Origin of the sequence: Bradyrhizobium sp. CCBAU 51765 (assembly GCF_015291725.1) — a bacterium.
Classification (GTDB): Bacteria; Pseudomonadota; Alphaproteobacteria; order Rhizobiales; family Xanthobacteraceae; genus Bradyrhizobium; species Bradyrhizobium liaoningense.
Map to the genome: position 1 here is coordinate 6,227,139 of NZ_CP030038.1, position 13,325 is coordinate 6,240,463.

The 13,325-nt window shown below is 64.8% G+C and carries 13 protein-coding genes; 9 read left to right on the plus strand and 4 right to left on the minus strand.

The genetic code is table 11. The features are described 5' to 3' along the window. Position 1 precedes the first annotated feature (1 nt). Together XH96_RS29410 and XH96_RS29415 are read right to left on the minus strand one after the other, a co-directional pair. A complete protein-coding gene (locus tag XH96_RS29410) occupies positions 2-1,243 on the minus strand; it encodes an MFS transporter (RefSeq protein ID WP_194389073.1) in 1,242 nt (413 codons plus the stop codon). Continuing rightward, positions 1,221-1,550 carry a hypothetical protein gene (locus XH96_RS29415; RefSeq protein WP_194389074.1) on the minus strand — a complete coding sequence of 110 codons (330 nt, stop codon included), beginning with the start codon at positions 1,548-1,550 and terminating at the stop codon, positions 1,221-1,223. The genes XH96_RS29410 and XH96_RS29415 overlap by 23 nt, the downstream gene beginning before the upstream one ends. Before the next feature lie 46 nt (positions 1,551-1,596). On the opposite strand from XH96_RS29415, the gene XH96_RS29420 reads away from it, so the two are divergent. From XH96_RS29420 to XH96_RS29455, 8 genes are all read left to right on the plus strand, one after another. Continuing rightward, the gene (locus XH96_RS29420; RefSeq protein WP_194389075.1) at positions 1,597-3,246 is read left to right on the plus strand and encodes a bifunctional UDP-sugar hydrolase/5'-nucleotidase; all 1,650 of its coding nucleotides are present in this window, start codon (positions 1,597-1,599) and stop codon (positions 3,244-3,246) included. A gap of 122 nt (positions 3,247-3,368) precedes the next feature. Beyond that, positions 3,369-4,298 (plus strand): histone deacetylase family protein, encoded by a 930-nt coding sequence (locus XH96_RS29425; RefSeq protein WP_028180929.1) that lies wholly within the window; start codon positions 3,369-3,371, stop codon positions 4,296-4,298. A 74-nt stretch (positions 4,299-4,372) separates the two neighbouring features. Next, complete coding sequence (locus tag XH96_RS29430) at positions 4,373-4,624, plus strand: exodeoxyribonuclease VII small subunit (RefSeq protein WP_126256655.1); 252 nt, start codon at positions 4,373-4,375, stop codon at positions 4,622-4,624. 617 nt (positions 4,625-5,241) lie between these two features. Then, complete coding sequence (dxs, locus tag XH96_RS29435) at positions 5,242-7,170, plus strand: 1-deoxy-D-xylulose-5-phosphate synthase (protein WP_194389076.1); 1,929 nt, start codon at positions 5,242-5,244, stop codon at positions 7,168-7,170. A gap of 193 nt (positions 7,171-7,363) precedes the next feature. Next, positions 7,364-7,918, plus strand: coding sequence for a nucleoside 2-deoxyribosyltransferase (locus XH96_RS29440; protein ID WP_194389077.1), 555 nt, complete (start codon positions 7,364-7,366; stop codon positions 7,916-7,918). A 27-nt stretch (positions 7,919-7,945) separates the two neighbouring features. Further along, entirely contained in the window at positions 7,946-8,680 is a 735-nt protein-coding gene (locus XH96_RS29445) for a TlyA family RNA methyltransferase (RefSeq protein ID WP_194389078.1), read from the plus strand. Further along, positions 8,673-9,920, plus strand: a complete 1,248-nt coding sequence (locus XH96_RS29450) for a class I SAM-dependent RNA methyltransferase (RefSeq protein ID WP_194394314.1) — start codon at positions 8,673-8,675, stop codon at positions 9,918-9,920. The genes XH96_RS29445 and XH96_RS29450 overlap by 8 nt, the downstream gene beginning before the upstream one ends. A gap of 104 nt (positions 9,921-10,024) precedes the next feature. Continuing rightward, positions 10,025-11,104 carry a Tat pathway signal protein gene (locus XH96_RS29455; protein WP_246789787.1) on the plus strand — a complete coding sequence of 360 codons (1,080 nt, stop codon included), beginning with the start codon at positions 10,025-10,027 and terminating at the stop codon, positions 11,102-11,104. Here the strand turns inward: XH96_RS29455 and XH96_RS29460 are convergent. After that, positions 11,101-11,700 carry a hypothetical protein gene (locus XH96_RS29460; RefSeq protein ID WP_194389079.1) on the minus strand — a complete coding sequence of 200 codons (600 nt, stop codon included), beginning with the start codon at positions 11,698-11,700 and terminating at the stop codon, positions 11,101-11,103. The genes XH96_RS29455 and XH96_RS29460 overlap by 4 nt on opposite strands. Before the next feature lie 108 nt (positions 11,701-11,808). On the opposite strand from XH96_RS29460, the gene XH96_RS29465 reads away from it, so the two are divergent. After that, the gene (locus XH96_RS29465; protein ID WP_194389080.1) at positions 11,809-12,654 is read left to right on the plus strand and encodes a nucleotidyltransferase domain-containing protein; all 846 of its coding nucleotides are present in this window, start codon (positions 11,809-11,811) and stop codon (positions 12,652-12,654) included. A gap of 4 nt (positions 12,655-12,658) precedes the next feature. On the opposite strand, the gene XH96_RS29470 is transcribed toward XH96_RS29465, so the two are convergent. Then, complete coding sequence (locus XH96_RS29470) at positions 12,659-13,294, minus strand: hypothetical protein (protein ID WP_061878389.1); 636 nt, start codon at positions 13,292-13,294, stop codon at positions 12,659-12,661. Between the last annotated feature and the right edge of the window lie 31 nt (positions 13,295-13,325).

Below are 13,325 nucleotides of genomic sequence, written 5' to 3' on the forward strand. Positions count from 1 at the left end.
CTTAGCTTGCGGAAATTCGGGCTGCGCTCTTTCCCGGCCGCCACAGCACGATGCCCGTCGCGATGAGATCGAGCACGACGCACAGCGCGAACGCCGTGGTGTAATTGCCCGTCAAGCTCCGCACGACGCCGACGATGCCCGGGCCAAAGGCGCTGACGATGCCGCTGATCGATGTGCCCAACCCCATCGCGGCAGCGAAAGCGGTAGAGCCGATCTCGCGCTGGATGATCAAGGGCGGGAACGTGATCATGTTGCCGATCGAGAAGCCATAGACGGCGCAGCAGGCCAGCAGCACCGTCGGACTCGTGCTTTGGAGAAGCACGAACAACGCAGCCGCCTGGCTCATCATCGACGCAGCGCAGGCGAGACGCGGATCGAGCCGGTCGACGAACAGGCCAAGCGACAGGCGCCCGACCACCGCCATCGCCGCCATGATGGTGACCGCGAGCCCTGCCGCTGAGCGGCCGATCAGCGGTTCGAGAAATGTCACCTGGTGGATGATGAAGCCCATCTGCGCCAGCAGCGCCATCGCGATCGGCAGCACCATGGTCCAGAACGCCGCGTTGGCGAGCAGCGCCCTGCGCGAATGGCCTGGCCCGGCCGCGCCGCCCGCGGTCCGGCCTCCGTCCGATGCCGGTGACATCCGGGCCGGCCAGCCGATGAAGGTCACGACCACCGGCAACAGCAGCACCATCATCGCGAGCGTGGCCGCCAGCATGGCGGAACGGAAGCCGATGCTGACGGTCAGCGACAGCAGCAGCGGCACGAGGACGATGCCGCCGCAGGTGGCGCCGTTGAAGGCAAGGCTGAGCGCGAGCCCGCGGCGTCGCTCGAACCAGGAATTGAGCACGGTCGCGATCACCACGGTCCCCATGCCGGTCCAGCCGACCGACATCAGCGCATAGGCGAGATAGAGCTGCCAAGGCGTCTGCATCAACGCCAGCAGCACTGTCGAAGCACCGAGCGCCGTCAGGCCGCTCAGGATCAGCGAGCGCAGCCCGATGCGCTCTAGCAGATCGTCGGTGAAGATGACGAGGACGGAGCTCAGGAGAAACGAGAAGGTACTGGCCGCGGAGACCAGCGTGCCCGGCCAGCCGTGGGCGCGCTGAAGCTCGGCAAGATAGACGCCTTGGCCGTAGAGACCGAAGCCGAACATGAAGAAGGCCATCAGGAAGCAGGCCAGCACGACACGCCAGCCGCGATAGTGCAGCGAGGATTCGTCAATCCGGGTTGCGGCAATCATCAATCGGGCGGTCGGCCATGGAACGGCGCGAGATCATGCACCACAACCAAAGGTTATTCAAATGAAACGTTGTAGCCAATTGTTGCGGCACGTGACGGCAGCGGGTACCATGCATCAGAATTGTGGGACGTCGGCGTCGAAAGGGTTGAGCGGGGCATTGGCACGCCTGCGAGATGATATAGGCCGATGCTTCGCAAGACCCGCGAGCGTCGCGGCGCGCGATATCCGCTGCATGATCATCGCCGGCGGCTCCGGGGTCTTTGCCGCCGACATCAAGGATTTCATACGTGTCGACACGCGTGTTCACGACAAAGCATCGTGAAATCTTCGCGCGCTGCGTCTAGTCTTGTCCCATGCGATACGTCTTTCTGGTCCTGACCATCCTCGCCGCCGTCCCTGCCTCGGCCCAGCCCGCCGCTCCGGTCGAGCTGCGCGTGCTCGCGATCAACGATTTCCACGGCAATCTGCGCCCGCCACCGGGCGGCATCCGCATCAACGACCCCGAGGACAAGTCCAAGAAGGTGACGGTGGCGGCCGGCGGCGCCGAGTACATGGCGACGCTGGTGAAGCAGCTGCGCGAGGGGCGCAAGAACACCATCTTCGTCGCCGCCGGCGATCTGATCGGCGCGAGCCCGTTCCTGTCGGCGATGTTCCACGACGAGCCCTCGATCGAGTCGCTCTCGATGATGGGCCTTGCGATCAGCTCGGTCGGCAATCACGAATTCGATGAGGGCAAAACCGAGCTCTTGCGAATGCAGAACGGCGGCTGCCATCCCGTCGACGGCTGCCAGGGACCGCATCCCTTCACGGGCGCCAAATTCCATTATCTCGCGGCGTCCACCATCGAGACCGCGACCGGCAAGAGCGTGCTGCCGCCCTACGAGATCCGGGAATTCGACGGCGTTCCCGTCGCCTTCATCGGACTGACCTTGAGGGAGACCGCCGGCATCGTCTCGCCGGCGGGCATTACCGGGCTCGAATTCCGCGACGAGGCCGAGACGGTGAACGCGCTCGTGCCGCAGTTGAAGGCGCGTGGCGTCGAAGCGATCGTGGTGTTGATCCACCAGGGCGGCGAGCCCGCCGGCGACTACAACGAATGCCCGGGCATTGCAGGGCCGATCGTCGACATCGTCCACAAATTCGATCGTGCCGTCGACGTCGTGGTCAGCGGCCACACCCACCGCGCCTATGTCTGCGATATCGACGGGCGCCTCGTCACCAGCGGCGACAAATACGGCACGCTGGTCACCGCGATCGACCTCAAGCTCGATCCCGCAACGCGCGACATCGTCAGCGCCAAGGCCGAGAATGTGATCGTCGCCAACGCTTCGCTGGCCAGGGATCCCGAGCAGACCGCCTTGATCGACGCCTACGACAAGCTCTCTGCGCCGATCGCCAATCGGCCGGCCGGTTCGGTGACGCAGACGCTGTCGCGCGTGCCGAACGAGGCCGGCGAAAGCGCTCTCGGCAATATCATTGCCGACGCGCAATTGCTCGCAACCCGCGACACGAAGGATGGCAGCGCTGTCATCGCGCTCACCAATCCCGGCGGCATCCGCACCGACATCGTTCCGAAGGAGAACGGCGCGATCACGTTCGGCGATGTCTTCGCCAGCCAGCCGTTCCGCAACCGGCTGGTCACGATGACGCTGACGGGCAGCCAGCTCAAGGACATGCTCGAGCAGCAATGGCTCGATCCGAAGCGGCCGCGGATTCTCCAGGTCTCGAACGGGTTCAGCTATACTTGGGATGCATCGAAGCCATTCGGCGAGCGCGTCATCCCCGCGAAGATGACGCTCAACGGCAGGCTGATCGAACCTGGAAACGGCTACCGCGTCACGCTCAACGATTACCTCGCCGTCGGCGGAGACGGGTTTACCGTCGCCAAACAGGGCACGGCGCCGCAATATGGCGGCTACGACGCGGACGCGTTGTTCGCCTTCTTCCGGGCACACGGGCCGGTCGGTCCGCTGCCGCCGACCCGCATCCTGCGCGTGAATTGATCCGGATCAAACCGCCGGCGCTTTGCCATTCCCGGCCAAGCGCTTAGATTGGGTTTTGCATTGCGTTTTGGCGCTGGATGCGCCAACGACGTCAAAAGTCCGCATCCTATGAGGCCGACCTGATGAGCACGCTTCTCCTTTCCCACAAGGCCTGCCTCGACCATGTCACGCCCCCGGGACACCCTGAGAGGCCGGATCGTCTGCGCGCGGTGGAAGAAGCGCTGTCGCATGAGCGTTTCCAGTTCCTGGTGCGCGAGGAGGCGCCGGAGGGCGATCTCGATCTCGTCACGCTGTGCCACAACGAGCACTACGTCACCGAGCTGCGCCACATCGCCCCGTCCAGCGGACAGATCTATATCGACGGCGATACCTCGATGTCGCCGGGCACGTGGGAAGCCGTGATGCGCGGCGTCGGCGGCGCAGTCGCGGCGACCGAGGCGGTGATGGCGGGCGAGCACCGCAACGCCTTCGTCGCGATCCGCCCACCCGGTCATCACGCCGAGATCGGCAAGCCGATGGGTTTCTGCTTCTTCGACAACGTCGCCATCGCGGCGCGCCACGCGCAGCGCAAATACGGCATCAAGCGCGCGGCCATCGTCGACTTCGACGTGCATCACGGCAACGGCACGCAGGACATCTTCTGGTCGGACCCGACCGTGATGTACTGCTCGACGCACCAGATGCCGCTGTTTCCGGGCACCGGCGCCAGAAGCGAGCGCGGCGATCACGACACCATCGTCAACGCGCCTCTCGCTTCCGAAGACGGCGGGCCGGAATTCCGCTCCGCGTTCGAGAACCTGATCCTGCCGCAGCTCGAAAAATTCAGCCCCGAGCTGGTGGTCATCTCCGCCGGCTTCGACGCACATTACCGCGACCCGCTGGCCTCGCTGAACCTGCGCGCCGAGGACTATGCCTGGGTGACGCGCAAGCTGATGGACCTCGCCGACAAGACCGCAGGCGGCCGCGTTGTTTCGGTGCTCGAGGGCGGCTATGACCTGCAAGGACTGAAAGAATCTGTTACGGCGCATGTCGGCGCCTTGATGGGCGCCTGAGGACGCCCGCCACATTAAGCCCGCAAAACCCGCCTTCACTGCAAGGCAGGCGAATCGGGCAATCGGAAACGGATATGGCCGAAAATACTCAAGTCGACGTCTCCCGGCTCACCTTCGAGCGCGCGATCGAGGAACTCGAAACGATCGTGAAGCGGCTCGAAGACGGCAAGGTCCCGCTCGAAGAATCCGTGACGATCTATGAACGCGGCGAGGCCCTGAAGCGGCGCTGCGAGGAGTTGCTGCGTCAGGCGGAGGCGCGCGTCGACAAGATCACCACCGATGCCACCGGGCAGGCCACCGGCACTGCACCGCTCGACGTCCAGTAAGTCGGCCGGGAACTTTCCCGGCTCGGTCGCCTGACGACCGGCGGCCCGCAAAAAGTCTTTGCGGCATGGTTCCTGTGCCGCTTTCAATGATCGCACGGGGCTGTTCCACCGGACACTGCGGTTTCGGGCGGGTGGGGCCAATGCCAAACCCGTTCGAAATTCGGGCCGCCGATGGCAAAAAGGCTCTCATTCAGGCGAAAAAAGCCTGCCGCGGAGCCGAGCAAGGCCGGAACCCCTCATCCCGGGCCAGGGTTAACCAATCCGGCCCGCAAGTTGCACCTGCATACCACTCATCGGTGCGGCGGGTTGGCTTTGGCCCAAGCTTTGGTGTAAAGCTGCGCGGAGTGTGGCTTTTTGCAAGCCTTGAGTAGGCACCGATTGCCGACGACAAGCGCTTCGAATTGCTAATGAAATTGGCTTGGGACGGACGAAGCCGATCTGAGTGACAGGGATCACAGAGACTGAACCGGAGCGCACTTAAGCTTACCTAAGCTTGAAGACGGGGCCTTGCCCCATGCAGGTGGCTCCGACGGTTTGAGGACTCGCGCTGCGCCGATATTGTGCAAACCCATCGCGCACCGGAATGACCTTCCGGCGCTGACAAATTGGAAATCGCCGTGAACGCATACAGTAAGACGCCGCTTCTCGACACCATCCGGACGCCGGAAGACCTGCGCAAGCTCAAGGTCGAGCAGGTTCGCCAGGTCGCCGACGAGCTGCGGCAGGAGACCATCGATGCCGTCTCGGTGACCGGTGGTCATTTCGGCGCGGGCCTCGGCGTGGTCGAGCTCACCACCGCGATCCATTACGTGTTCGACACGCCGCGCGACCGGCTGATCTGGGACGTCGGCCACCAGGCCTATCCGCACAAGATCCTCACCGGCCGGCGCGACCGCATCCGCACACTGCGCACCGGCGGCGGCCTGTCCGGCTTCACCAAGCGCAGCGAAAGCGACTACGATCCGTTCGGCGCGGCGCATTCCTCGACCTCGATCTCCGCCGGCCTCGGCATGGCCGTGGCGCGCGACCTCTCCGGCGGCACCAACAACGTTATCGCCGTGATCGGTGACGGCGCGATGTCGGCCGGCATGGCCTATGAGGCCATGAACAATGCGGGTGCGATGAACTCGCGCCTGATCGTCATCCTGAACGACAACGACATGTCGATCGCCCCGCCGGTCGGCGCCATGAGCGCCTATCTGTCGCGGCTCTATTCCGGCAAGACCTATCGCACGCTGCGCGATGCGGCCAAGCAGATCAACAAGCGGCTGCCCAAGATCCTCGCCAACCGCGCCAACCGCGTCGAGGAATATTCCCGCGGCTTCATGATGGACGGCGGCACGCTGTTCGAGGAGCTCGGCTTCTATTATGTCGGCCCGATCGACGGCCACAACCTCGACCATCTTCTGCCGGTGCTCAAGAACGTCCGCGACATGGAAGAAGGCCCGATCCTGGTCCACGTCGTGACGCAGAAGGGCAAGGGCTACGGCCCGGCGGAAGCTTCCGCCGACAAGTACCACGCCGTCGTGAAGTTCGACGTCGCGACCGGCACCCAGGCCAAGGCCAAGCCGAATGCGCCGGCCTACCAGAACGTATTCGGCCAGAGCCTCGTCAAGGAAGCGCAGAAGGACGACAAGATCGTCGCCATCACCGCGGCGATGCCGTCGGGCACCGGCGTCGACATCTTCAACAAGGCCTTCCCCGACCGCACCTTCGACGTCGGCATTGCCGAGCAGCACGCGGTGACCTTTGCCGCCGGTCTTGCGACCGAAGGCTACAAGCCGTTCTGCGCGATCTACTCGACCTTCCTGCAACGCGGCTATGACCAGATCGTGCATGACGTCGCGATCCAGAGCCTGCCCGTCCGCTTTGCCATCGACCGCGCCGGCCTCGTCGGTGCCGACGGTGCGACCCATGCCGGCTCGTTCGACAACGCCTATCTCGGCTGCCTGCCCAACATGGTGATCATGGCGGCGGCGGATGAGGCCGAACTCGTGCACATGGTGGCGACCCAGGTCGCGATCGACGACCGTCCGAGTTCGCTGCGCTATCCGCGCGGCGAAGGCCGCGGCGTCGAGATGCCCGACGTCGGCGTTCCGCTCGAGATCGGCAAGGGCCGCGTGATCCGTCAGGGCAGCAAGATCGCCCTGCTCTCCTTCGGCACGCGCCTCGCCGAATGCGAGAAGGCCGCCGACGAGCTTGCCGCCCACGGCCTCTCGACGACGATCGCCGATGCGCGATTCATGAAGCCGCTGGATACCGAGCTGGTGCTCAAGTTGGCGCGCGACCATGAGATCCTGATCACGATCGAGGAAGGCTCAATCGGTGGCTTCGGCTCGCATGTCGCGCAGTACCTGACCGATCAGGGCGCGCTCGACACCGGCATGCTCAAGTTCCGCGCGATGGTGCTTCCCGACGTATTCCAGGACCACGACACGCCCGCGGCGATGTACGCCCGCGCCGGACTCGATGCCAAGGGCATCGTCGCCAAGGTGTTCGAGGCGCTCGGCAAGGACGTCAAGGCCGAGACGGTGAAGCTGGCCTGATTGGTTTCACCTCTCCCGCTTGCTTGCGGGAGAGGTCAGATCGCGAAGCGATCCAGGTGAGGTGAGGGCTTTCGCCTCTTAGGGGTTCTCGCCTGCGGAGACACCCTCTATCCACTTCTCCCCGCAGGCGGGGGAGAGAGCAGACTGCAGGTTGCGGCTTGCACCTCGACCCAAATTTTCCGGTTCCTACTCCATGAAAATCTATCTGGCAGGCCCAGACGTGTTCCTGCCGGACGCAATTGAGATCGGCCGGCAGAAGGTTGCGATCTGCGCCGCTCATGGCCTCACCGGCCTCTATCCGCTCGACAACGCCATCGACCTCGCCGCGCCCGACGCCTCGCGACAGATATTTTGCGGCAACGAGGCGATGATGGACGAGGCGGTTGCCATCATTGCCAACCTCACCCCGTTCCGCGGCGCCGGCGCCGATCCCGGTACCGTCTACGAACTCGGCTACATGGCCGGCCGCGGCAAATTCTGTCTCGCCTATTCCAATGACGGCGCCGCCTATGCCGACCGTGTCGGCCGTTTCATGGACGTCACCACGGAGGACGGCCGGCTGGTCGATGCACAGGGGCTGATAGTCGAGGACTTTGGCCTCGTCGACAATCTCATGATGATCCATGCGCTGGAGCTGCGCGGCTGCCCGCTGGTAACTCCGGCCATGATGCCGATCGACGTCTGGCACGACCTCGCCGCGTTCGAGGCTTGCGTCCGGATGGCGGCCGCGCGATTGATCGCTACATAAGCTCTTCAGTCGTCTGTCGGAGTTTCGATGCCCCCTCCCCGCAAGCGCGCGGATGTCCTGCTGGTCGAGCGCGGCCTGTTCGAGAGCCGGGCGCGGGCACGCGCGGCGATCGAAGCCGGCCTCGTCACGGCCGACGACAAGCAGGTCTCGAAGCCGTCGGAGACGATCGCCGAGGACGCGATGATCCAGGCCGAGCCCGCGCATCCCTACGTTTCCCGCGGCGGCGTCAAGCTCGCCGGGGCGCTGGAGCGCTATCCAATCGAGATCGAGGACCATGTCTGCCTCGACGTCGGCGCCTCCACCGGCGGCTTCACCGAGGTGCTACTGGCGAACGGTGCGAGCCTGGTGTTCGCAATCGATGTCGGCAGCAGCCAGCTGCATCCCTCGCTGCGCGATCATCCCAAGATCGTATCGATGGAAGAGACCGATATCCGCAGCTATGAGGGCAAGCGCCTGCCGGCGCGGCCCGATGTCGTCGTGATCGACGTCAGCTTCATCTCGCTGAAGGCGGTGCTGCCGGTGGCGCTGTCGCTGGCAGCCGCGCCGACGAGCCTGCTGGCGCTGATCAAGCCGCAATTCGAAGCGGACCGGAAACACAACAAGAAAGGGATCATCCGCGACGCCGCCGTGCACCAGGAGGTCTGCGCCGATATCGCAGCGTTTGCCGCTTCGCTCGGCTGCACCGACATCGAGATATTCCCCTCGCCGATCACCGGCGGCGACGGCAATGTCGAATTCTTCCTGGGCGCGCGCCGTGGTTGAGCGCATCAAGATCGATCATGTCGGCCATCGCGGCGACGGCGTCTGCCTCGACGCCGGCGAAGCCATTTATGTGCCCTATACGCTCGGCGGCGAGACCGTCGAGGTCGATCACGTCTTGGGCCATCATCCCGACCGCCGCAAGCTGCTCGCGGTGGAGGTCGCAAGCCCTGAACGCGTCGAGCCGTTCTGTCCGCATTTCGGCATCTGCGGCGGCTGTGCCATTCAGCATTGGGCAACTGAGCCGTATCGCGCCTGGAAACGCAACATCGTGGTGGAAACGCTGGGGCAGGCCGGCATTGATTGCGAGGTGGCGCCGCTGGTCGACGCCCATGGTGCCGGGCGCAGGCGCATCACGCTGCACGGCCGGTTCGGCACGCATGACATCCTCAAGGTCGGGTTCTCCGCCACGAGCTCGCACGACGTCATCCCGATCCATCGTTGCCCCATCCTCGATCCCGGGCTCGATGGCGCGCTCGACGCGGCCTGGGCGCTGGCCGAGCCGCTGACGTCCAGGATGCCGGTGACGAAGCCGCTCGACATCCAGGTCACGGCCACCGCCAACGGCCTCGATGTCGACGTGCGCGGCTCCGGCCCGCTGCCGACCCCGCTGGTGACGGCACTGTCGCGTGTCGCCGAGCAGCATCGCCTGGCGCGGCTGACGCGGCACGGCGAATTGGTGCTGCAGCGCCTGCCGCCGACGGTGAAGATGGGCCGCGCGGAGGTGACGCTGCCGCCGGGCTCGTTCCTGCAGGCGACGTTGGCGGGCGAAGAGGCACTCGCCGCACTGGTCGTCGAGCGCATCGGCAAGGCCAAGGAGGTCGCCGATCTCTTCTGCGGCGTCGGCCCGTTCGCCCTGCGGCTTGCCGAGAGGGCCCGCGTCACGGCCTATGACAGCGACGCCGGCGCCGTCGCGGCCCTCGCGAAGGCCGCGCGCGCACCGGGCCTGAAGCCGATCAAGGCCGAGCCGCGCGATCTGTTCCGCCGCCCCCTGGTGCCGCCGGAACTGCGCGAGTTCGACGCGGTGGTGTTCGACCCGCCGCGCCAGGGCGCGCAGGCGCAGGCACTGAAGCTCGCCGCGAGCAAGGTGCCCGTCGTGATCGCGGTGTCCTGCAACGCCGCGACCTTCGCCCGCGACGCGCGGCTGCTGATCGACGGCGGCTATCGGCTGGAGGCGGTGGTGCCGGTCGATCAGTTCCGCCACACGCCGCATGTGGAGCTGGTGGCGCGGTTCGGGCGATAGGCTGCGGACTTTCAATCGAGCCGACAACCTTGATGCCAGTCAATCGCTCTGCCCTCCGCCAGCGCTAAGAAGCGTCCGCGCCACGAGATGCGGAGCTGACGTTCGTGCTCGACCGACGACAATTCATCGCGACTTCGCTGGGGCTGTCCGCAACGGCCATCACCAGCCCCTCCGCCGCAGCGGCGGCGAACACCTACGACGAGACGGTAAAGTCGTCACGGGCTCCGCTGCAAGCCGTGCCGCGGGATCGCGAGCTCGTGCGCTTTGCCACCCTCGCGGCCAACAGCCATAACACCCAGCCGTGGATCTTCTCGGTCCGCGGCAACGTCATCGCTATTGCGCCTGACTTCAAGCGCCGCTGTCCGGCCGTCGATCCGGACGATCATCATCTCTTCGTCAGTCTCGGCTGTGCCGCCGAAAACCTCATCCTCGCCGCGTCCACGCTGGGCTGGCACGCCGATGCGGCCGTCGACGGCGACCGCATCGTGATCACGCTCGAGGAGGCCCCACAGGACACATCGGCATTGGCGGCCGCGATTCCGATCAGGCAATGCACCCGCGCAGCGTTCGACGGCAGGCCGGCCGCACCGGAGACATTGCGTCGGCTCGAGAAGGCCTGTCGCGAACCCAACGTCGCGGCGATCCTGATGACCGAACGCGCCGCGATCGCCGGGGTCACCGACTACGTACTCGAAGGCAACTCGGCGCAAATGCGCGACAAGGCCTTCATGCGCGAGCTCGTCAGCTGGCTTCGCTTCAACGAGGCGGAGGCACTCGCGACCATGGACGGATTGTTCTCGCCCGCGTCGGGAAACCCCTCGCTGCCCTCGTGGGTGGCGCGGCCGCTTCTCAAGCTCTTCTTTACCGAGAGCGGGGAGAACAAGAAATACCGCGAAGAACTCGACAGCTCTGCGGGCGTCGTCGTGCTCGCTGCCGATCGCAGCGACAAGTCGCACTGGATCGCGGTCGGCCGCGCCTGCCAGCGCTTCGGATTGCAGGCGACCGCGCTGGGACTCAAATATTCCTTCATCAACCAGCCGGTCGAGGTGGCGGCGCTGAGGCAGCAATTCGGGGCCTCACTCGGCCTCGGCGAACGGCGTCCCGATATCGTGATGCGTTTCGGAACCGGTCCAGACCTGCCGAGATCGCTGCGGCGTCCGCCGGAGCTGGTGATGCAATCCTAGCGCCGAAGGCCGCCCAGCGCAGGAGACTCGCCGGGCAGCATCGACGAGTTGATGTCACTGTCCATGAGTCCCGATTGCTGCTGGACGAACCCGGCCCCGAACGAGAGGCTGAGGTTGGAGGTCGGCTTGAATTCGACACCCGCAAACCCGCCATAGCCGGGCACAGCGCCGGAGGTGAGCGGCGCCAGCGAGCTGCCGATGCCGTTGCCGAACTTCAGCGTGTCGAAACCGGCAAAGAACGTGACGGGCATGCCACCCGCAGTCTTCATGTTATAGCCGAACTGCGTGCTGTCATAAGAGAGCGCGCTGAAATTGCCGATCGAGCCCGCCTGACTGAAGCTGCTCAAACCAAGATTGCCGCGTTGGCTGCCGACGAAGAAACCGTTCGCAGAGCTGGCGCGCCAATCGGCATCGCCGGCATTGAAGCTCGCGAAGTTGCCGTAGCTGTCCGAGCTCTGGCCGACACCGCCGCCGAGGCCGAAAGGTCCGCCGGGAATCCAATATCTCAGCGGCGCGACTTGCGCATGAACCGGCTCTCCACCGAGGCAGAGCACTGCGAGAGCTGCAAGAGCACATGAAAGTGCAGGCTTGAACATTCAGACTACCGTCGACAATTTCGCAAACTATACTCCGCGAACATCATCAATGCCAGCGGAGCGACCGCGTCGGTGTCACGGCTGCAGGTCCCCGGGGAACTGCACCTGATGCCGCACGATCCGTTGCTCGCCCGCCTGACATCCGTTCTTGCCGACATACCGGGCGTTCAGGCCGTCGTGCTCGGCGGCTCACGCGCGCGGGGCAGCGCGCATCCCTCGTCCGACTACGACATCGGGCTGTATTGTTCGAGCGCGGCCCCGCTCGATACGGATCGGCTCCTGACCGTCGTGACGGAAATCGCCGACGATCCCGGCACTGCGACCGTAACGAGATATGGCGAATGGGGGCCATGGATCATCGGCGGCGCATGGCTGTCGGTCGAGCGACAAAAGGTCGATCTGCTCTACCGTCACGCCGACGATGTCGAGCGAGTCATGATGGACTGCCGAAACGGTACCGTCCTCATGGTCTACCAGCCCGGCCATCCACATGGCTTCTGCTCGGCAATCTGGATGGGCGAGATCGCATATTGTCAGCCTCTGCACGATCCGAAGGGCCTGATCGCGCGGCTCAAGACAATCGCGCTCCCCTATCCCGAGGATCTGGGCCACGCGTTGTTGCGGCGCTTTCAGTGGGAAATCCTGTTCAGCATCGAAAATGCGGAACCTGCGACAGCTCGCGACGAGCGGACCCACGTCGCGGGCTGCGTCTACAGAGCGCTCGCGTGCATCGCGCAGGTGCTGTTTGCACTGAACCGCCGATATCTCATCAACGAAAAGGGCGCACTCATCGAGACGGCCGGCTTGCCGCTCACGATTCCCCATCTGGTGGAACAGTCCGACGAAATCTGGCGGCTGATCGGGGACGGCGGTTTGGCACAGGCCTGCGCGATCCTGCGGCAGGTCAATCAGCAATTGAAGGCGCTGACACGATCCGGCGGGACGCCGCTGTGAACGGCTATGCCGTCTTGTCGACGGATGACGACGAATCCGCTGGCGGATATTTTGTCACCGGCACCATGAAGGATTTGGTGCCGACCTGATAGATGACCTTGCCGTTCTGTCCGTCATCGGTCGCGATCTGCGTCTGTCCGAACATGATGACGTTCTTGTAGACGATGCCAGTGCCCTGGCGAGTGATGCCGTCGGTGGTGACGCTGACCTGCGCTTCCTTGCCGTTGACGGAGAGCACCTTGAAGCTCGCGCTCTTGCCGTTGTCGCTGGAATAGCCGCCCCAGCTTCCCATGAGGCGGCTGTCGGAGGCCGGCGGCTCCTGCTTCTCCAGATTCGCGGTCTGCTTGCCAGCGCCGCCGACCGAGAACAGCAGCACCATACTCTTCCCATCCTTGGTGCCGACCGTGACTCCGCCAAAGGTGATGAGCGTGCCATTGACCTCGCCAAAGCCGCGCTCGGTACGACCGTTATGGGTGTACTCGACCTGCGCCCGGGCACCGCGGATGTTCACGACCTTGAAGCCGACGGGCTGGTTGTTGCCCACCCAATTGCCCTTCCAGTCACCGACCAGAGCACTCTGGCGATACATCCGCTCGTTGGCGGGCGAAATCTGGTTGGTGCTCGACGTGACGATGGCCATGGCTTGCTCAAAGGCAGGTTGGAAAAACCCG